This window comes from Paenibacillus sp. PL91, assembly GCF_012935325.2.
Lineage (GTDB): Bacteria > Bacillota > Bacilli > Paenibacillales > Paenibacillaceae > Pristimantibacillus.
The window spans coordinates 38646-58632 of the sequence record NZ_JABBYG020000012.1; the positions used below are offsets into that span (position 1 = coordinate 38646).

Annotated in this window: 17 protein-coding genes and 3 pseudogenes; 12 read left to right on the top strand and 8 right to left on the bottom strand. The window is 45.3% G+C overall.

Features of this window, described 5'->3' with window-relative positions:
- Positions 1–33 precede the first annotated feature (33 nt).
- Positions 34–1674, bottom strand: a complete 1641-nt coding sequence (locus HI950_RS23810; RefSeq protein WP_169088198.1) for a helix-turn-helix domain-containing protein — start codon at positions 1672–1674, stop codon at positions 34–36.
- Positions 1675–2460: 786 nt separating this feature from the next.
- On the opposite strand from HI950_RS23810, the gene HI950_RS23815 reads away from it, so the two are divergent.
- Positions 2461–3225 carry an SDR family oxidoreductase gene (locus HI950_RS23815; protein ID WP_169088200.1) on the top strand — a complete coding sequence of 255 codons (765 nt, stop codon included), beginning with the start codon at positions 2461–2463 and terminating at the stop codon, positions 3223–3225.
- A 220-nt stretch (positions 3226–3445) separates the two neighbouring features.
- Here HI950_RS23815 and HI950_RS23820 read toward each other — a convergent pair whose 3' ends face one another.
- Together HI950_RS23820 and HI950_RS23825 are read right to left on the bottom strand one after the other, a co-directional pair.
- A complete protein-coding gene (locus tag HI950_RS23820; protein WP_169088202.1) occupies positions 3446–4201 on the bottom strand; it encodes an SDR family oxidoreductase in 756 nt (251 codons plus the stop codon).
- A gap of 166 nt (positions 4202–4367) precedes the next feature.
- Positions 4368–4847, bottom strand: a complete 480-nt coding sequence (locus HI950_RS23825) for a carboxymuconolactone decarboxylase family protein (RefSeq protein WP_169088204.1) — start codon at positions 4845–4847, stop codon at positions 4368–4370.
- Positions 4848–5191: 344 nt separating this feature from the next.
- Here HI950_RS23825 and sigJ point away from each other — a divergent pair, with 344 nt between their 5' ends.
- On the top strand, positions 5192–6052 hold the full coding sequence (gene sigJ / locus HI950_RS23830) for an RNA polymerase sigma factor SigJ (RefSeq protein WP_169088435.1): 861 nt from the start codon (positions 5192–5194) through the stop codon (positions 6050–6052).
- A gap of 316 nt (positions 6053–6368) precedes the next feature.
- On the opposite strand, the gene HI950_RS23835 is transcribed toward sigJ, so the two are convergent.
- A complete protein-coding gene (locus HI950_RS23835; protein ID WP_169088206.1) occupies positions 6369–10274 on the bottom strand; it encodes a stalk domain-containing protein in 3906 nt (1301 codons plus the stop codon).
- 451 nt (positions 10275–10725) lie between these two features.
- Here HI950_RS23835 and HI950_RS37085 point away from each other — a divergent pair.
- Positions 10726–10854 (top strand): annotated as a pseudogene (locus tag HI950_RS37085) (polyketide cyclase); the annotation flags it as partial.
- 96 nt (positions 10855–10950) lie between these two features.
- Here HI950_RS37085 and HI950_RS23840 read toward each other — a convergent pair.
- Positions 10951–11565, bottom strand: a pseudogene (locus tag HI950_RS23840) (MerR family transcriptional regulator); the annotation flags it as partial.
- A gap of 438 nt (positions 11566–12003) precedes the next feature.
- On the opposite strand from HI950_RS23840, the gene HI950_RS23845 reads away from it, so the two are divergent.
- Complete coding sequence (locus HI950_RS23845; RefSeq protein ID WP_169088208.1) at positions 12004–12516, top strand: C40 family peptidase; 513 nt, start codon at positions 12004–12006, stop codon at positions 12514–12516.
- A gap of 130 nt (positions 12517–12646) precedes the next feature.
- Positions 12647–13312 (top strand): imm11 family protein, encoded by a 666-nt coding sequence (locus HI950_RS23850; RefSeq protein WP_169088210.1) that lies wholly within the window; start codon positions 12647–12649, stop codon positions 13310–13312.
- A gap of 188 nt (positions 13313–13500) precedes the next feature.
- On the opposite strand, the gene HI950_RS23855 is transcribed toward HI950_RS23850, so the two are convergent.
- Together HI950_RS23855 and HI950_RS23860 are read right to left on the bottom strand one after the other, a co-directional pair.
- Positions 13501–14061, bottom strand: coding sequence for an SRPBCC domain-containing protein (locus HI950_RS23855; RefSeq protein ID WP_223285473.1), 561 nt, complete (start codon positions 14059–14061; stop codon positions 13501–13503).
- A 52-nt stretch (positions 14062–14113) separates the two neighbouring features.
- Positions 14114–14325 (bottom strand): annotated as a pseudogene (locus HI950_RS23860) (ArsR family transcriptional regulator).
- Between the two features lie 191 nt (positions 14326–14516).
- Between HI950_RS23860 and HI950_RS23865 the strand changes: the two are divergent.
- Both HI950_RS23865 and HI950_RS23870 read left to right on the top strand, forming a co-directional pair.
- Positions 14517–15086: a histidine phosphatase family protein gene (locus tag HI950_RS23865; protein WP_169088212.1), complete on the top strand. Its 570-nt coding sequence runs from the start codon at positions 14517–14519 to the stop codon at positions 15084–15086.
- Positions 15087–15117: 31 nt separating this feature from the next.
- Entirely contained in the window at positions 15118–15906 is a 789-nt protein-coding gene (locus tag HI950_RS23870) for an arylamine N-acetyltransferase family protein (protein ID WP_169088214.1), read from the top strand.
- Positions 15907–15951: 45 nt separating this feature from the next.
- Here the strand turns inward: HI950_RS23870 and HI950_RS23875 are convergent, their stop codons facing one another.
- Positions 15952–16230, bottom strand: coding sequence for a hypothetical protein (locus HI950_RS23875; RefSeq protein ID WP_169088217.1), 279 nt, complete (start codon positions 16228–16230; stop codon positions 15952–15954).
- A gap of 144 nt (positions 16231–16374) precedes the next feature.
- Here HI950_RS23875 and HI950_RS23880 point away from each other — a divergent pair, with 144 nt between their 5' ends.
- The 5 genes from HI950_RS23880 (at position 16375) to HI950_RS23900 (ending at position 19884) form a co-directional block, all read left to right on the top strand.
- Complete coding sequence (locus HI950_RS23880; RefSeq protein ID WP_169088219.1) at positions 16375–16710, top strand: hypothetical protein; 336 nt, start codon at positions 16375–16377, stop codon at positions 16708–16710.
- Between the two features lie 37 nt (positions 16711–16747).
- Positions 16748–17149: a hypothetical protein gene (locus HI950_RS23885; RefSeq protein ID WP_169088221.1), complete on the top strand. Its 402-nt coding sequence runs from the start codon at positions 16748–16750 to the stop codon at positions 17147–17149.
- A gap of 74 nt (positions 17150–17223) precedes the next feature.
- Positions 17224–18000 carry a Cof-type HAD-IIB family hydrolase gene (locus HI950_RS23890; RefSeq protein WP_169088223.1) on the top strand — a complete coding sequence of 259 codons (777 nt, stop codon included), beginning with the start codon at positions 17224–17226 and terminating at the stop codon, positions 17998–18000.
- Positions 18001–18079: 79 nt separating this feature from the next.
- A complete protein-coding gene (locus HI950_RS23895; protein WP_169088225.1) occupies positions 18080–19249 on the top strand; it encodes a styrene monooxygenase/indole monooxygenase family protein in 1170 nt (389 codons plus the stop codon).
- A 92-nt stretch (positions 19250–19341) separates the two neighbouring features.
- A complete protein-coding gene (locus tag HI950_RS23900) occupies positions 19342–19884 on the top strand; it encodes a P-loop nucleotide/nucleoside kinase family protein (protein ID WP_169088227.1) in 543 nt (180 codons plus the stop codon).
- Positions 19885–19987: the final 103 nt, after the last annotated feature.

The window sequence follows — 19987 nt, forward strand, 5'->3', positions numbered from 1 at the left end:
AGGTTTTGGAATATTGACGATAACGACAAATTTTTATGTACGATCCCGCCAAATCTTCAGTGCTTCATCAAGCATCAGCTCATGGATGAAAGCCGTATATTCTACCCAAGGATAGGAAGGGAGGAAATCCACACGGCTGTTCCGAACGGCTTTCAGCCCGCGCCATTGATCAGCGTTCATGAGTGTTCGCCAGCTCGCTTGCGATAGGGCATCGTCATCCACGATGAGCAACAAACGATCCGCATCAAAATCCGCTAGTTGATCTGGCGTTACCTGCTGATCCGGTTTCAATCGATCGACGCCGCGTGCGGGAACAACCTGCAGATCGTCATAAAACACGGTGCCCAAGCTTCTGCTGCCCAAAACATGAAGCTGGTCTCTAGTGATTCTCAGAATGAGGAGACTGTTATCCTTGAAGGTGATTTTCATCTGTTCTCTTACAAAGAGGGCCTTTCGATCATAATTTTCAAGCCAAGCTTCGACAGCTGCTGTCTTATCAAGAAACTGTGCAACTAGGCGCAAATGGATACGCCAATCGTTCTTCATCCATGGCACAAAATACGCAGGTGCGATTTCCCTGAGCATGGCCTGTTCCTCGGCAGGGACGAGTAAATCGACGCCAATAATGAAATCGGGATCGGCAAGCCTAATCTCTTCTCTCTTTATTAACTCATTCGAACTTAGCGGCAGCACCGCGTTCATGTGATACTTTCGATTGTAATAATCGGTCCAGGGGTGATCGGCTGGTGCGGCGGAAGGATTTATTTGAAGCGCAATCAGTTGTCCGATGTTGGAGGCATTGTAAGCCACTATTTTTTGCCTGGTGTTCTTCATAAATGCAGCTGGAGGCATACCCGATATTTGTTTGAATTTGCGTCGGAAATATATATCGTCATGGTAGCCTACATGCCGTGCAATATCACGGAGACGATTTTGCCCACCTATTCGCATAAGCTGCTGCGCCTGCTTAATTCGGAAGGCTGCCAAATAGTCGATCGCTCCGCAGCCATACCTCTTTTTAAATAACCGCATAAAATGACGAGTGCTAATCCCCGCCACCTTGGCCAAATGATTGATCGTCAGCTCTTGCTGATAATGCTGCTCGATATAGACCCGCACGTATTCCAGCACCGTTTCTGAATCGTTTCCTTGTACATGAAGTGCATCCTGCAGAATGGTATGCAGCATCTCGTGAAAGTGAATTTGGCCGCGAAATCGATTTAAACGATCCTCGTCCTGCAAGCAGTGGCAAATGGTATCGCACAAAGCATTAACAGAAACCGGAGACGTAACGATAACTTCCCCATTTACCGGGAACGGACTAGACCGTTTGATGATCTGCATCGAATGGACAGATGATCCGTCATCCTCCATAACATCAAATCGCATATGATAAATCCCACGCTCATCAAAGGAATGAGCAGCTGCTGCAACGAGTTGACCGGGCAAACAAACGTACACGATGCCTTGTCGCAGCTCGGTGAATTGCCCGTCAATGGTCAGCCAGCCTTTTCCACTTGCCACAACAAGAATCATGTGGGACTCGATAAACTGAAGCCGTAACTCCCATTCATTCATCTGGTTCGGGATATGTTCAATTTCACGAAGCTTGAAGCTCATGCTTTCGAGTGAAGTATATTCGGTATTTTTAATGTTCTTCTCTATATCAAACAAGCAAGCTCACCATCCCTATGACTAGCTAAGTAACATTTTAGCCCACAATGATACTCATCGCAATTGAACTCAATTTTTGCTTATTTGTTAATTGCTCGGATACCGGGACAATGAGTGATTGCAAGGAATATATGCTTACTGCCAGATTTGAGAAAGGTAACCTTTCCAATGTAGAGATAATGGATTGTATTATTGAGGGTTTGAGCATTGATGGAATCTTGTTAACGGACTTATTGGAGCATTACAAGAGAAAGATTGAATAAAGTCATTGAATAATTAGCAGACACGATAAGAAAACAATAAGAGGAAATGCTGAACGAACCGGACGATTGAGCTAACGGGGAACGTTAGTTTAATAAAACAGCGTTAGTCTAAGACTATATTTTCTCGTCTAAGGCTGCCGCTGTCTTTTTTGTTGGAGCCAGTCTAATACTCTATTTTCTTCTGACATCAATTTTGTTTGGTGATAAAAAAGTTGTAAACCAGTAAAAAAGTGTGCAACCAAAATACAGACATTATGAGCCGTCCTGAGTATACAGGACGGACGGCTCATTTTTTTTTGAATGGGGTAAAACAGATGGTGACCATCTGCGATAAGGGGAAAGCCAATTATAAAACGAAAGTAAAGTCTTAGACTGACGAAGGGCATTAAACAAGCAGGATAGTTAAGACTAACCAAGGAAAAACCCACCAGTGGCCATCCCCTTGTAACCGAATGAGAGAGCAACATTTCAATAGTTGTCCTGTGATATAACTATATTTGAATTCGGACAAGGAGATGAAAGCATGAGTAAGCTGGAAGGTAAAATCGCTTTAATAACCGGAGCGAGCCGAGGAATTGGCCGCAGCATCGCATTGCGTCTGGCACAAGAGGGCGCATTTGTCGTCGTGCACTATGGAAAAAGACGAAATGAAGCGGAGGCAGTCGTTCACCAGATTGAGCAAAGCGGAGGTAACGCGTGCGCGATTGGCGCTGACCTGGGCACTCTCGATGGCATTCATCATTTATTTGCGGTACTGGATGATCACATTCGGGAACGTACGGGCCGTAGCGGATTCGATATTCTTGTCAACAATGCTGGAATCGGTCAAATAGTTACCCTAGAAGAGACAACTGAAGAATCTTTTGAAGAGGTGATGAAGGTTAACGTCAAAGCACAGCTTTTTGTTACCCAGCAAGCTTTACCGCGTCTAAAAGACGGAGGGCGCATTATTAGTATTTCATCCTTTGTAACGCGCGTAGCCTCTCCAAGTGTATTCGCCTACAGCATGTCGAAAGGGGCCATCGACACATTTACGCATCTTCTGGCTAAACAGCTGGGTAGCCGCAATATTACGGTAAACGCCATCCAGCCCGGCATTATTAACACAGAGATGAATGCCGGGACGCTGCAAGATCCCAATGGACAAAAATATGCGGCCGGTCTTTCAACCTTTAACAGATGGGGAGAGCCCGAGGATGTAGCGGATATTGTTGCCTTTCTCGCTTCGTCGGACAGCCGTTGGGTAACCGGTCAATTGCTCGATGCAAGCGGTGGATCTCACTTATAAAGGGCTGGATTTCGTTGCTCATGCGCAAAAAGTAAAGAAGAAAACAGCATTTTCCGATGTACCTAATGACAGTCCATAATAAATATACCTTGCACCAAGCTTATCAAATAAACGGAAAAGCCGAATGGATTCAGGTATTCACTGATCACTCGGCTTTTTTGTTTCTATGATTTCAAAAGTGTAGGACTGCTGAAGTCAGTCCCGATGAGGCCTTACTGAATTATACTTGAGACAGGGAGCGGCTGAGCCAATCCTCGAAATGCGTCGACGTGATGCGCGGATTGTCCCCTGGGACGAGAGAGTGATCATTCAGCTCTGCGCCGAAGTAGAGTGCGTTGTCGTCTGTGACAACCTGGCGTGTGTCTTGTTGAACGCTTAAGAATCGACGGACAAGTTCGTCGAGACGCAGACGATCTGGACCAGCCAACTCGACAGTGCCATTCGCAGGTGCATCAAGAGTGAAGTCGACCAACGCGGCTGCAACGTCATCCGAAACGATGGGCTGTACATAAGCAGATGATAAACGAACGGTTTGCCCTTCGGTCGCTACATAGGCGATACTATTGATGAATTCAAAGAATTGCGTCGCGCGAACGATTGTATAGGGAACACTTGACGACTTGATCAGATCTTCTTGGGCCATCTTCGCGCGGAAATAACCACTTTGGAGAAGGCGGTCTGTGCCAACGACAGATAGCGCAACGTGATGTTTCACTCCAGCCGCCGCTTCAGCAGCAAGGAGGTTTCGAGTGGACGTTTCGAAGAACTCCAATACTGCCTTGTCCTCGAACGAAGGAGAGTTCGCCACGTCTACGACAACTTGAGCGCCACTAAGGGCATCAGCCAGCCCCTCGCCAGTAACAGCATTTACGCCAGCAGAAGGCGATGCCGCCACTACCTCATGGTCAAGCTGACGAAGGTTGTCCACAAGTTTTGTTCCAATAAGTCCAGTGCCACCAATAACTACAATCTTCATGTTAATCCTCCTCGTTTTTTAGCCTCAAATAGGTTTGAAAGGCCTTGGACTGATATTCCTGTGACGTTGTCATAGATTGAACCGCCAAGACCTTGTTTACCAAACCAAGGATCGCCGTTTGATCCTGATTGTAACTTCGCAAATTGTACTTTGTTATTAACAAATGTTAGCTGAGACCTGCTTTAGTCAATCCAAATGCTGCGTCGGAAGAACCGGGTACAGTCTTGAAGGCGACGTTTATTCGGTTCCAAGCATTGATAGCCATGACCGAGAAAGTCAGGTCCGAGATTTCTTTTTCAGACAACTGCCCGCGAACGCGGTCATATAGTTCGTCAGGTACGCCATGCTCAGGCAGCTTGGTCAGGATTTCAGTCCATGCCAGCGCAGCCCGTTCGCGTGGAGCAAATAGAGTCGATTCTCTCCAAATCGAGATGTGATAGAGGCGCAGCTCGCTCTCGCCATGAATCTTCGCTTGCTTGATGTGCATATCCAGACAGAATCCGCATCCATTCATTTGTGAAGCCCTGATATGAACCAAATCGAGAATCTTCTCTTCAATAGTGCTTTCCTTCTCGGCGTTGCTGAAATCCATTAGCTTTTTGAAAAATTCTGGTGATTGTTTCATATAATTTACACGTTGTGTCATAAGTGTTACCTCTCTTTTCTGATTTAGTATAGCGGCAATGACTCCTAAGCTGATCCGCGCTATGAACATATAACGAAGCTGCTATCTATTTCGTGACAAGCAATCGAATATCAAGAAATGGAAAAGATATTGCTTAACGGTACGGCAGTGGAGTCATCAGTCCTGATTGGTTTCTGCAGCATCTAAATAATCAAAGCAAGGTATACATATAAAAAACGAATTAAGAAATGATATTTAAACAAGCGATCGCTGGCATCTGTCACAAAATATATCGATATCTCGTCTAATATATAGCCATTATTTTAAGGTGATGAGTTTATAAGGATAGGAATGAAGGTGGAATGATGCAAGAATTGTACGATAAGTATAAAAGTCTGTTGTTTAAGCTCGCCTATCAGTTGACCGGATCAGTCTCTGATGCGGAGGATGTTGTACAGGACGTGTTTCTAAAGATATATGACGTACCCTCTGAGAAGTTGGCTGAGCCAAAGGCTTATCTTTGCAAAATGGTTACGAATCGCTGTCGGGATTTACACAAGTCTGCCCGCAAGAAACGGGAACAATATTATGGCGAATGGCTGCCAGAACCCTTTCTTAGTTCTGAGGTTGATTCAATGGAATCGGTCGTTCAAGACGATCTCTTGTCTTATGCGATGCTAGTGCTGCTAGAAAGGCTATCACCAACTGAACGGGTCGTATTTGTCCTTCATGAGGCGCTTAGCTTTGAGTATCGTGAGATAGCTGAGCTCATTGAAAAAAACGAAGTAAACTGCCGCAAACTGCTCAGCCGCGCAAGAACAAAGATGGGAATTGCGTCCGATGAGCTCGTTCATCCTGAAGCAGCCAACCACGAGTGGGTCCACGGATTCATGGCGGCGCTCAAGCAAGGAAACTTGAATCAAATCTTATCTATGCTCGATCAGGATGTTGTCCTTGTCTCCGATGGAGGAGGCAAAGTGTCTGCCGCTGTCGATCCGATCGAAACGCGAGAACTCGTTGCGCAGTTTTTGCTTGGTCCGGTGCGCCAGGCTTCTATGAAAGAAGGAATCGCGTTTATTGAAATTGGCCAAATTAATGGACAACCCGGTCTTATTCTTCGTTCAAGCGAAGGTATTCATACGGTGGCTATGCTCCATATGGAGGGGGATAAGATTCAAAACTTATATTTTGTCCGAAACCCGGATAAGCTGAAGCATGTAGGTTAGCGGCTATTACGTAGGAAGAAGCTCGTAGCGGACACCATATTGTTGGCGTTTCGCACTTCGGATATATAACGACTCTGTAATTCATTCTGTGACAAGCGAGTTTTAAAGAATGGGAACGAAACTGCTGTAGAGTTTACGGCAAGGTTGCTGTTTTCTGAATATATCTACACAGGGAGGGCATGCATAATTGTACATGACTCCTATGGCAGCTGGGATGAAGTAAACGTGTTTGATGAAGAGGCGAATCGTCCCATAGCGAATTAGAAACGGCGCTGCCCTCCAGATGAGAGCAGCGCCGTATTTATCATGCCTATAATTATGAGGTGGGATTGACGCGGAAGTACCAAAGCATAGGTTCACCTATGTCTATATTATCGTCCAACTGAACAAGCTGTACAGTCAAATGGTAGTCGCCTACTAACGCCAATGTGCTCGTTAACGAAATATCTATCCCTCTGCCCGCAAGATCAAGCTCGCCAACCGTCCCCGAACCCGTTTGAGATACCCTTAGAAGCGTGGAGCCTTGATTATTTGTTTCAATTACGATTCCTTCGCCTTCCTGGGGCTCTTCTCCAAAATCATGGGGACTAACTAATATCCGTATTACTTGGCCTGCAACCGGATGATCGTCAGGTCCTAACAAAGTGATGCGATAGCCTATTTCAGCATCATCTGCAAGACCGTAGACATTCGATTTGAATTTCCATAATCCTTCTACTTCTTGATAGAAATCAACTTCATTAATATTGAAAGAGAATACCGCGTTCGGAGTGACAACGAGCATGCGAGTGTAGCCACCCAGCACGACCGTACCTTGCTCAGCTACCTGAAGCAGCTCCGTCTTCTCCTTATAAATGCCGGATTCCTTCAAATTCGAGTCGTAGCTAATCCATTCGTTTTGTGGATCTTGCAGCTCGTCGAGTGTATAGTTCTCGTCATGTGCTTTGCGCAAAATAAAGCTTCCCTCGGCATTGGATTCGACGATCGATCCATTAAAATGTACAGGTAGTCCGGTGAGCGCTTGACCATCCTTCTCCAGCGTTACCTTAACTTGCACCTCGGTATCTAGATCAATGTTCTCTGTTCCAAAATAAAGCGACTGAAAATAATTGCTATCGATGCCTGCTTTGATTTCCGTAGCAGCATCGTCACTATAAAAAATCTCTACCTTTGGCGTCGGCGACGCAGTTGGCTCCGGCGACGTAGTCGGCGTCGGTGACGCAGTTGGCTCCGGCGACGCAGTCGGCGCCGGTGACGCAGTTGGCTCTGGCGACGCAGTCGGCGCCGGTGACGCGGTTAGCTCCGGTGTTGCAGCAGGTGGCGCCACTGTCGGGGCTGGATTTGATCCATTTTTCACCAAGCTGCCAGCCTGCTGCCGTTTTTTCTCCAGCTCCGCTTGCTTTTGAGCTTTCAAAAATATCTCTTTCTCTGCTGCGGAAAGCTGCTTCAACAAAGCTTCCTCTGCTCGCTTCCTCGCTTCCTCTGCCGCCTTCTTGTTCGCTTCTTCCTGTTTTTTCTTCAGTTCTCCCATTTGATTCAGCATAGAACCAAACTGAGCTTGCATTTGCTCAAGCAACTTCTTCTGCTGATCTAGCTTTGCTTTCTTTTCCTCCTCAAAGCGCTTAAGCGCTTGCTGCCGTTTTTCCTCCATCGTGGCTTCCAAGCCCGCTTTCTTATCCAGCGGTTCTACCTTGTCCAGGTCAAGCTTTTTGCCGACACCGTCAATCTTTTTATTCGCTTCCTCAATCATTTTCTGCAGCTCTTCTTTAGAAATCTTATTCTTATCTAACGCTTCCTTTGCAATATTACCAATCAGCTGATCCATATTTTTACCAAACTTCCCCAAGTCCTCCAGCGTCTTTAAGTCAGGAGTCTTTGGATCGCCTGAGGTGGAGCCTCCGGCGAACTTCTTTTTAAGCTCTTCCAAAAATGCTTCGTTTTCTTTATCAATTTCAGCCTTGTTCTTGATGATTCCCATAATGATATCTGGCGATGCTTCATTTATCAGATCCTCCAGATCAATAATGTCAACGGTCTGATCAAGAGGCTCTTCAGAGTTCTCGCCAAGCGTGATCTGCTGCGAAGGATAGACGTACGATTGCGAGCCGCCCGAACCCCCTGTCGAAGAAGGCTGTACCGTATTACTCGTGGTTGCTGAAACCTTGCCGCTAGCGACAACTAATTTAACCTGGCCTGTTAATGGATCGACGGAGGTGAAAATTTGCGTGCCACGTACGGCATTGGTCAACTGACCGGTTTGGACCTCGAAGCGATCTGCAGAATGAGTCAGGTCCGCCACGTGCGAGAAAATATGTCCGGCAACTACATTCAGGCGTGTCGTCAAAATACCGCTTGCCCCGCGCAATTCGGTCGCAACCAATATGGTGTTGGAACCTACTGAAATTTCGTCGCCCTTGTCTTGCGTCCGCAGCTGCGCTGCCGCGTTTGCTCCCGTAGTCAGTTCAGCGCCTTCTCCAAGCTTCATGCCAATATAGGCATCCACGGTCAGCATGCCGCCAAAGCTCACCTTCGAATCGCCCCGAAGAGACGTAATCTCCATATACCGTGCGGATTTAGAGCTGGCTTGCGTACCGCTTGAAGCAACCGAACCAGAAGTCGAAGAATGCTTAAGCTCGCGAATAATGACCAGCTTATCGCTACCTGCCCACTGCACATCCTTGCCAATGATTTCAGCCACAAGGCGAAGCGGCGCAATGACACGGCCATTCAAAATGTAAGGTGCAATATCCGCCGTCAGATTACGCTTTTCGCTTCCCGCAGCTTCTATTACCACGTTCCGGTCACCGGGAGACAGCGTAATTTTTTGGCTGCCCTTCGTTAGTTGTATTTCCTTCTTGCCCTGAGTTAGCTTGTAGCCAAAAAGCTCACCAATCGCACGAACCGGAAGCATGACTCGCCCTTGCTTTACCTGGGGTGCAACATCCGAGGCAAGCAGCTTATCGCCGTAAGCTATGGTTATCGCTTGCCCCTTCTTCCACTCAGCAGGAGGTGTATAGCCTGTCCATTCCCGTATAGCAGCATTGTAGGTATCTGCAATCAGCAGCTTCTTGCCTTGCGCAATTGCCACATCCGATGGCGTATGAAAGCGAGACTCGCTCTCCGTTCCGTCAGCGAAGCTGCCTTCACCGCTCTGCGAGCCCACAATCGTCGTTACTTTTCCATCCTTCAGCTTGCGAACTACGTGATTGAGCGCATCGGCAATAACCAATCCCTGTTCCTTCGACCACGCAAGTCCGCGGGGCGAATGAAAGCGCGCCTGAGCAGCCGCACCATCTGCAAAGCCATGGTCTGCATAAAGAGCTCCCGCCTGATAAGTAGAAGCTGAAGGCTTTGCACCAGCTGCTGTTGTCACACTTCCTTTAGCAAAATCAATATAACGAATCGCCTGATTTCCCGAGTCGCTCACATATAAGTTGCCCTGCGCATCCAGTGCCAGCCCTGCCGGTTCATTGAACTGTGCCTCTGCCAGCGTGCCGTTCCTATAGTTTCCCGCAGGTGCAGCCACGCCTGAGCGCAGCTCAACGACTCGCATTGAGGCAGCGCCGATCGTTGTGACTTCGCCTTGCGGAGAAATACGGCGAATAACATGATTTAACGTGTCCGCCGCATAAAGCATTCCATCCGATGCAGCTACGACATCCTGCGGGTGATTGAAGGAGGCGGCTTCGCCTTTGCCATCCTTGAAGCCCTGCACCCCGGAACCCGCTATTGTCGTAACTTTGCCTGCGGCGTCTATTTTTCGAATCGCATGGTTGCCTGCATCTGCTACAAAGACATCTCCCGCCGCATTAACTGCAAGCCCTGCAGGCTGATTGAAGAAAGCAAGCTTCGATTGTCCATCAAGCCAAGCGCCAGCAGGCAACCCGCTGTCTGCACGCGTATTGGACAATGACGCGCCGGCGTAGATACTGCTTTGGCCGTCTGCGATACGTCTAATGACATGATTAGCTGTGTCCGCTACAACAATGGAACCATCCTTAAGCTGCACGATCCCTCCCGGCAGACGATAAGCCTCGTCCAATTCCCCCAGCGCTGCTCGATCAGGACCGCCAGCAAGCGTCACCGCCATGCCTAGCGGCAGTCCGTTAAAAGCTGCCCGATCATCCGCCGACACTTTTTCAGCAAAGCCAGTTCCTCCTAAAACGCTTCCAATTAATATAACAATTAAAGCGATGATTCCAAGCTGTTTCCCTTTACGCAAGCATATCCCCCCTGTAAAAACTATAAAACTACTTTACCATAATTGCTCATTTTTCTGATTGGTTTTCAAATAATTGTTTTTAAAAAATAATAGCTAAATTGGATTGGTGTGATATATTCTCCTGTTCATATTCCAAGATTTCAGAGTGGCGTGGTTGCGACAGATAGAGGACTCTGGCGAAGCTAGTAAAAGAATATGGCTTAACCTGACACAGTCTAGTTAGTCGTTGAAGCATTGATTCTTCCCATGCTATATAAAAATTCCATATTAAAATAATTTACAATAAATTACATAAAAATAGCGTTGAAGTATTATTTCGCTGAAGCGTCGTTCGACTGTAGTTGTCATTTTCATAAGTTTGTTTTCGATGTAATGATTAGGCTGTTCAAGAGGGCAATCTGAAAGAAATCAATGCATGATTTATTTGTTATGATTGAAGAAGGAGTTGATTACCAAACTCACTTATAGCACAGTTTTTGAGGAAACTGCCGCTGTATTCGATAAGGTGAAAACATATGCCGTCCCAGGTGCCGAACAGACCATGGATCGTCTTGAGGAGCATCTGGCAAGTATGTCTTGACGCTAAACGGGTAACGATTGCTCAATAAAAATAAGAAACGGCGGCCGACATAATGGCTGCCGTTTTTTCAACTAACGAGCAGGTTACGGTAATAGATTATTTCGAATTATCGGCGTATACCGCCATCGCTTCGCGCATGAATGCTGCCAGACCGTCACCAAACTGGTCGATGTTTTTAGTGAACCGTCCATCATCCACATACAGTTGCCCTAATCCTTTGAAGGCTTCGAGCGAGTAGTAGTGGCCCTTGCTATTCAAAAATGGATACCATTCACCAATTGCCGCTTGAGCTTCTTCTAGTTCAGGGGCGCAGTTCCGAACGGCCGCAATTTTTACGAAAATCGCAACCATTTCTTCAGTCATTCCTGCTTGTTCTTCCTTAGACAGGCTTCCAATTGAAGCGTTAGCCTTGTCGACGGCCTCATCCCCCCAACGTTCCCGTGCTTCCTGTTCGTACGGGTTATGGCTAAAATCAAAGCATTCAAATTTCTCTTTGTTTGACATTTGAATCTCTCCTTTCGTGTACCGTATTGTCTTATCAATCGTCGCTATCATTTTATCGAGGCGGGCACGTTTATCGAGCAGCATCTTTTGATGCATTTCCAACGCTTCCAGTCGATCGAATGACGGATCGTTGATAATCTCACTAATTCTTTTTAGCGGGAGGCCAAAGAACAGAATTTGTTGCAGCATCACGAGATTGGTGTCGGAGCGTGAGAGTCAACGCCAAGATTTCATCCAATCAGAAGAAGCCACGAAAATGTTGGGACTCTAGAGGATGAGAAGCTTTATTTGGTGCCGTGCAAGGAAGAGGAGCGTTTCGGAGATTTAAAGAGAACATGGTAACGCAAACGTTGGTACAAGTACAAAGAGAACACTTTATTTATTTTAGAGCACCAACATGCCGCTATTGATTAAGAGAACAAAAAGTTTTTCATTTTAACACACCGTAAAGTATACAACAAGAAAGAAAATATTCATTCGGAAAAACCAACTCGCCCTAAAAAGAATAAAAACTGCAATACTGCTGGTTTTTTCTAGCCTTTAACGCATAGGAGACGTTTACATACCAATTTTTGCAGGTTTAATGCTCTTATAAAAGATATTTATAATACACATGAGACTAACAACGGGGAGAGATAATAGATTATGAAAAAAGGATTTAAAACAAAAATCGCAATCTTGATGTTAGCCGTCAGTTTGCCTGCTACCTCATTATTAGCGAGTGTCGATGCTGCTTCATCTGTAGAAGCCAAAAGAAATAAGGTTGTCCAAACAGCGCTATCTTTGAAAAATAAGGTCGATTATGTGAACTGGAAAAATAGACAAGAAACCCGTGCACCATATAAAACAGACTGTTCAGGCTTCACATACCTTGCATACAGACTTGCAAATGTCGGCGTAAAACTTGTTAATAAAGATGATGACGATCAAGCAAAAGTTGGTCAGAAGATTTCATGGGGGAACTTAAAAAAAGGTGACCTGGTTTTCTTTTGGCTCAACAGTAGGGACAAGAAGGATGTCGGTCATGTTGGAATCTACATTGGCGACGGAAAAATGATTCATAACATTACCGCCAAGAGAGATGTTATTATTACAAATATTTATAAGAACAGCTATTACAAAGATAGATTTATTGTAGCAAGACGGGTAATTAAGTAGGAGCGCGTATTCTCTAAGATCTGAAAATAAAAAAGATCACTCAACCCTCAAGTGGGAATAGGAGTGATCTTTTTCGTTTTTATTTTCCTGAATTGAAGGAATAGAAGGGGGGGAACGTGGTAGTCCGCAGATGAATGAACAAGGGAAGCCCAGCGATACACCTGATTTTTCAAGCGGGAAGCCGGTGGTTAGCCTTAAGACCGTTGATTTAGTAGAAGATTTTTTGGAGGGACATGCTCAGATTTTACCTATCAATCATGTGCAGCATGAGCTGTACATAATCAATGTACATCATGTATTAGATGCAATCGACTATCAATATGCTGTAGTCGATCGTTATGATGACGGTACTTTCCGGAAATTTCGCGAATACGCTTTTTTAGAAGACAAACTGATTGATCAGCACATATTCAAGATTCCGGAACAACCTTTAATCAAGGTGTTTGTATCCGATTTATTTCGGGAAAGATGCCTATCAGCGAACTTAAAAGGCTTTACTTTTATAGAAGTATGGGATTCCGAAAAAGAAAGCACTACAAAGAACTCTGATCTAGTCGTTTATGGAATCACGGACATCCCAGCGATTTCCGTGGGTTACGCGGATGCAGCGCAACTTCTCTTGAACGGGAAAGCAATAGCAAGCGGCAAGTGGAAGCTGCAAAAGGACGAAATAGGAAACATATTGCTAGGGGAGTTGTTGGACGATGGTGAATACCATTGGATCGATCCGGTTTACTACCTGCCAATATTTCATGAATTAAAATGGCAGGAAGTTGAACATTCTGATATTCCATAGTTAAACTCTTTGAATTGCCAAGTATGTGCATGCCTATTGATTAAGCAAACGGGACACGATAATTCAATGACTACAAAAAAAACGGCAGCCGACATATGGGTTGCCGTCTTCTCAACGAACCGGCAGGATAGTTATAAACAAAAAAACACCGGTGGTCGGTGTTTTTAGCTTCGGCTATATCAAATTGTTTATATCTTTAGGTATTCGGCTAATTGATCGAAGGTTCCGGTAAATCCGTCCTGAACGATCTCACGTGAAGAAAAGAAGGTTTTGTTCTCTTCCTCAGTCGGGGATACGGGAACAATAATCGTTGTAAGAGTTGTTTTTCCTTTGTCCTCGATGAACGTCATGGTATTCAAGGTTTCCAGTGGCCAATTTGCGTCAAAGGGTGCACGTATAACGTTACCTTCCTCATCAGAAAAGAAACTGGTGTAAACGATTTTCTCCGATGCAACAAGTTCACTGTATACAAATTTAACCCACATTATGTCGCCGTCAGCAGGTTTCTGGCTGTAGTGAAAGACACCGCCCGGCCGGAAATCTGCTTTCGCAACATGAAACGCCCACCCTTTTGGCCCCCACCAGTTCCGCAGATGTTGTGATTCGGTGAATGCCTTAAACACAAGTTCTCGTGGAGCATTGAAAGTATAAGTGATTTCGATTTGAGTTGACATTGCGATTCCTCCAATAATCTTTTTTGTATTCCTCTCTTTTGCAGATCCTTCCCAATTACCGTCTCCGGCATTCAATGAGCCTCCGCAATGATGTAGGATGCAGTTGTGCATTACGCCATTTCCGCTGTTACTTTTCTTGCAACTCACGTAAATAATCGTCCAAGCGCTCCAATCTACCCTCCCAAATGGTTCGAAACGAATGAATCCAATCGTTCAGTTCCAAGAAGGGCTGCTGCCGGCTATCTCGCCTACAGTAAGGGGACCGTCACGCAAAAGCTCGACAATGTATAATCGGTTGGGCTCGGCAAGTGCACTCAATGTTGTTAAGTTCTCGCTCATATAAACGTATCTCCACGCTAGAAACAACATACCAATAATGGAATATTCCTGTCAAGGAATATTTTAAATATAATCACTCGAAGGTATGTGCTTCTAGTTGAATAGCTGGAAGCGAGAGCTGAGCGGGAAGGATATTGCAATAAATTGTGGAATTCATAACTATTAGAAAGTCGAATTCCCAGGGAGGATACATGAAAACGACAATCTATATGGTAAGGCATGCAGAATCTGCATATGAATTTGGACAAGAGAGAACGCGAGGACTCTCGACGGAAGGCTTTGCGGCAGCGAAGCGAGTTGCCGATTTTTTCGCGGATGTGGACGTTCATTATATGGCATCTAGCCCGTACACAAGGGCAGTACAGACCATTCAATACATAGCGGAGCAAAAAGGTTTAGATATCGTAGAATACGAGGAGCTTATTGAACGCCCGATTAAGGGTCTCGATTATAAAGCTCCGTGGGATGTATTGTATGAAGCAATCCGAGCATCATTTGTTGATAAGGATTACGCGCTAGCAGATGGAGAATCGACACGGAAAGCGCAGCAAAGGGCCATACCGATCATTGAGAAGCTGTTAGAGGAACATCATGGGGAGAACATCGTCATTGGTACACATGGAAATATTATGACGATCATCATGAATTATTATGACGAAAAATATGGATTTGAATTTTGGGATACGACGTCGAAGCCAGACATCTATAAGATGACATTTCGTTCGAAGCAATTGGAGCAAGTGGAGAGGGTCTGGAGCTAATTAAATTTATTAGTAGCGAGGAGAAGGGAATATGGTAGTTAACAGCAGCAATTTGAAGCCTGAAGTATTAGCTTACCTTGAACGGATTGGATATAGCGGGCCCATTGACACTACCTTAGCAACGCTTACTAAGCTTCAAGAGTGTCATGTTCATACCGTTCCCTATGAAAATTTCGATATTTTAAACCGGGTGCCTTTATCTTTGGAGGTTCCTGACTTATTAGATAAAATAGTTAACCGTCGCCGCGGGGGCTACTGCTTTGAGTTGAATGCGCTATTCGGTTGGTTATTAATGGAGTTAGGCTTTAAGGTAACTAATTATTTCGCCAGGTTTTGGCGCGACGAGACGGATACACCGCCTAAACGCAGACATCATATTTTGCAGGTTGAAGCGGAAGGTGAGCTTTACCTGTGTGATGTTGGAGTTGGTGGCATTGCGCCCCGGAGCCCTATTCATATGACCGAAAATGTCGTTCATGAGCAACTGGACGAAGCTTACATGCTGGAGCGGGACGCTGATTTCGGATGGATCTTAAGTGAGAGAAAGAAGGGGCAGTGGAGCCGCCTTTACTCTTTTACCGAAGAACCTCAGCTGCCTAAAGATTTTTTGATGACTTCTTATTGGTGTGAAAATGCGCCTGATTCAATTTTTATAAAAGATGCGATGGCGGCCATCCGGACAAGCGCGGGGAGAAATACGATAGCAGGCGAGGAGTTTCGTATATTCACGGCAGAGGGCGTTCAGGCATTCACGCCAAAGACGAAAGATGAATATGCCGAGGCTTTGAGGACTCATTTTGGGATTAACATCAATAATTAAATTCATCTTTTGAAAATAGGGCTGCCGCGAGGCAGCCTTTTTGCTTTACCTGTCAGAGTTGTTTCTACCTTTAACCAGAGAGATAAGCCCATCTATTAAAATACCAGCAAATATCCAAGAAAATAAATGCAGTCCGTAGGGAAGAAGCTGCTCAATAAGTTCATTCTCTATCGTGTTACGAGTCAACCAAGGATTAAGCCATAATATCAAAGGGCTTGTATAACCTAGCAGTAAGTTCTTATCATCGTATCCTAATAAATTGAATAAACAAATCATCAAAGATACGATCAGAAACCAAAAGCTGATTTTCTGGATGAGTCTCACCGAACAGGCCTCCTTTTCCGCATATGAAAACTTATACCCATGCATACACATTAGCATCATGCTCCTATTAGCAGTAGTACCAAATAAAAGTAGTACCTCCTAGGCCGAAACAAATTAGTAAATATTAACGTTTGGGTATAAGGGGTGAAGGACATTACGGTTTCTCACGGCGAACCTATCATTCGTTTTTCTTTTTCGGGCAGCAATGAAAGTCGTGCTTATACGGACATCGGTCTAACCAGGTCAGAGATTGAGGATGAGTTTATTGTATCGAAAAAAGGAAAACAGGAGCTTTTTATAAAGCTCGAGAAAATAGATGAGTCGCCACTTGACATAGAACCGATTGAAATACAAGTGAATTTGATTAAACCATGGTGGACACTGTACCTAAAAATGTTAAGGAGGAGTTTATCTGCAACTGAAAAAAAAGTTTCTAGCAGTTCTTGTCTTTGCGTTTTGCATGCTATCTATTGGCATTAGCGCATTATCAGTAAACGCAGAGCAAGGCGAGGAAAATTTGGTGCGTTCGGTACTCAACCAGTATGAGAATGCAGCAAAGAAACATGACGTGGATAGCATGGTTCAATTATCATTTGATCTTAGCTGGCCCAATCAAGAACAATTCAAAGCAAATGTGATGAAACTTGATGAGAAAGTTATTAAATTTGAAACGATCGCCCTTGAGATGATTGAGAAGGATCTTTACAAAGCGACTGTGCTCGCTGAGACCGAATCCTTGCAAGAAACACAAATGGAGGTACCTGTATTACATATAAATGGGCAATGGAAAGTAATCGTTGGGCAGGATCTTGGCGAAAATCAAGCAGAAGCAGGTGCGACCAGTACAACTATTAAATCTGCGGATTTTTATAAAAATTACTTTACTAACGGTGGCTGGGATGAAAGAACCGACGGGTAGCCTTTCCATTCCCATCAACCCGCGTTTTGTTGACGGTACCTCTACTATGAATCAAGGAGGCATGTTCCTACGCGATGTACAAGATTGTGTTTTTTGATGTTGACGGCACTCTTCTAAGTGAGAAGGATAGAAGCTTGCCACCAAGCACGAAAGAATCCATTGAGAGGTTGATTGAAAAAGGAATAAAAGTCGTGGTCGCGACAGGAAGACCGTTCAATTTATGTGAAGAGTTTAAGGCGATGGGCATTGACACGTTTATTTCCGCAAACGGCGCACTTATAACCTGCCAGGATAAAGTCATTTATAAATCAGTGCTTTCGCAAGAGATGATACAAGAAGTCTCAGCTTACGCCGAATTGAGCGGTCACGGCATTTCTTATTTCACCGAGCTATTCGCCATGAACGGCATCGGCTCCGATGACGAACGTATGTTGAAGGCATTAAAAGAGACTTTGAGTCTTACGCAATATCCGAATAAAATGGGTTCTCTGTCAGAGGAGATTTACTGCATATGCTTGTATGCGGATGAAAGCGAAACACAGAAATATGCAGACAGATTTCCGAGGCTCAGATTCGAACGTTTTCACGGCTATGTCTCGAATGTGCTGGAAGAAACGGAAGTTTCCAAATCGGCTGCAATAGCAAAAGTATTGGACTATTTCGACATCTGCAAATCAGAAGCCATCGCTTTTGGCGACGGCGGAAACGACATCGACATGCTGGAGCTTGTAGGCCTCGGAATTGCGATGGGAAATGGCGAGGAACGGCTAAAGCAAAAAGCGGACTTCGTCACCAAAAAGGCAAGCGAAGGCGGGATTTTTTACGCGTTAAAACAATTCGGCATTATTTAAGAGTGGGTAATTATTCCCTTTTGCCTGAAGAAGATTTTCGGTATTCTAATAGAAACCTTTCAAAGGGGGAGATGACTTTATGAACAAACGGATTGGAATAATCGGCAGCGGTACAGCGGGACTGCAGCTTGCATATTCCTTGAAAAATGATTTTGACGTCACCTTGCATCATTACGAGGAGCCGAATGAGATTCGACGTGGAAGAATTCAATCGACCCAGGTTCATTTTCGCCCGACGCTGGACCGGGAGCAGCGCTTTCATATGCCGGGAGCAGATGCAGCTCCTTCCATCCAAACGATTCACTTCAGCATGGGCCAGCAGAAGCTATTTGTTGGGAAGCTGACGGGCGAGGCTGCGTCTGTCGATCAGCGCATGGCCTTCTCCAAAGCGATGGAAGATTTGACGCAGCAAGGAGTAAGCCTTCGCAAGGGCCGCGTAGCCCGGAACGAGATGGAGACCCTGGCTGAATCCTATGAGCTCTTAATTGATGCCACCGGAAAATCGGGCCCGTTGTTCCCGTTCCCAGTTGAAGATGAGCTCACGCCCTTTCATACTCCGCAGCGCAAATGCATCGTCGGATATTTTACGGGGGTATCCCCGGTTGAACCCAAGGGGATTTCAATTACGGTTTATCCCGGAGCTGGCGAAATGTTCGAGATTCCTGCTTTAACCGAACAGGGAGCGGTTACCATTTTATTCATAGAGGCGCTGCCTGACGGGATGTTGGATGCTTTTAAAGGCGTAAGGACCGCTCCAGATTTTGAGCAGCGGATGAAGAGCTTGCTGCAGGAGCATTTTCCGGAGATCTACGGGCGCGTTGATCTTGCTCGTTTCTCACTGGTGGACGAGGAAGCTTATCTCCAAACAGCGATTACCCCCGTTATTCGCCGGCCGTATCTAATGCAAAACGGAACTTTGGTGCTGGGATGCGGAGACAGTGTCTTTCTTGCAGATCCGATTACCGGTCAAGGCTGCAATACGGCATCCTATTGTGCTGAGCGACTGTTTGATACCCTTATGGCACACAAGGAATCCCCATGGGATGAAAAAGTTGGAGTCGACTATTGGAGCAGCGTCCATCCCTATGTGAAGGCAGTGACAGAATGGACCAATGCCATGACTGGACCGCTGCCCGAACATGTCGTACAAATGCTTATGCTTGCAGCGGCAGACCAACAAATGGCCGACCGAATCGCTCATTGGTTTGAGAAGCCGCAGAACGCTCACAACGCATTCTTCCATTCATAAGATTAAACAACTATAGCCATATTATCCCTTTCCATCACATTTTAGATTGCCTAAAATGAGATGATACGGAACTTCAAAGGGGTGAGCCAATTATGGAGCAAAAAATTCCTTTATTTATTGTCACAGGTGCGAGTGGCGTAGGCAAAACAACCGTTATGAGTGAGCTTCGAGCTCAAATGCCTGAATTTGTTGTTCTCAGTACAGATAATGATCTGTTTGGTGAAGCGGCGAATCTCTTAGATTATCAAAATAGATTCTACCTATTGCTTCGTTTTGCTTACTTTGTTGCTCAATCTGGAAGAGGCACTATCATATGCGGCACGTTTATGCCATGGGATGCCGAAAAATGCGATGCTTACGATAAATTCAGCGAACTCTGCTTTATTAATCTGCATTGCGATGACGCAACTCGAAATACGCGGCTTCGCAACCGGGAGGATAGCGCGAATTGGACGGATGAAATGCTTAAATCTCATGAACAATTTGCGCAGTGGCTGCTCGATAATGCGGATACCGCATATGACCCGCCTATGCCTACGATCGATACCGCGACCACTCCGCCTAATGAAGTGGCAGAGCAAATTAAAAGCTACGTTTTGCTGAGGTGGAACGGGCGAATTGTTCAAAATGGTTAAAATGAAAGGCTGCCATGTGGCAGCCTTTCTTCGATTAAAGAGTATGATGCAACCATTCCCACCAATTGAAGTCTAATCTTTAAGGAAAGAAATCGTTATTACC

Coding starts and splice junctions, on each gene's coding strand:
- HI950_RS23815 (WP_169088200.1), top strand. CDS start 2,461: ATGAGTAAGCTGGAAGGTAAAATCGCTTTAATAACCGGAGCGAGCCGA.
- HI950_RS23820 (WP_169088202.1), bottom strand. CDS start 4,201: ATGAAGATTGTAGTTATTGGTGGCACTGGACTTATTGGAACAAAACTT.
- HI950_RS23825 (WP_169088204.1), bottom strand. CDS start 4,847: ATGACACAACGTGTAAATTATATGAAACAATCACCAGAATTTTTCAAA.
- sigJ (WP_169088435.1), top strand. CDS start 5,192: ATGCAAGAATTGTACGATAAGTATAAAAGTCTGTTGTTTAAGCTCGCC.
- HI950_RS23845 (WP_169088208.1), top strand. CDS start 12,004: ATGAAAAAAGGATTTAAAACAAAAATCGCAATCTTGATGTTAGCCGTC.
- HI950_RS23850 (WP_169088210.1), top strand. CDS start 12,647: ATGAATGAACAAGGGAAGCCCAGCGATACACCTGATTTTTCAAGCGGG.
- HI950_RS23865 (WP_169088212.1), top strand. CDS start 14,517: ATGAAAACGACAATCTATATGGTAAGGCATGCAGAATCTGCATATGAA.
- HI950_RS23870 (WP_169088214.1), top strand. CDS start 15,118: ATGGTAGTTAACAGCAGCAATTTGAAGCCTGAAGTATTAGCTTACCTT.
- HI950_RS23890 (WP_169088223.1), top strand. CDS start 17,224: ATGTACAAGATTGTGTTTTTTGATGTTGACGGCACTCTTCTAAGTGAG.
- HI950_RS23895 (WP_169088225.1), top strand. CDS start 18,080: ATGAACAAACGGATTGGAATAATCGGCAGCGGTACAGCGGGACTGCAG.
- HI950_RS23900 (WP_169088227.1), top strand. CDS start 19,342: ATGGAGCAAAAAATTCCTTTATTTATTGTCACAGGTGCGAGTGGCGTA.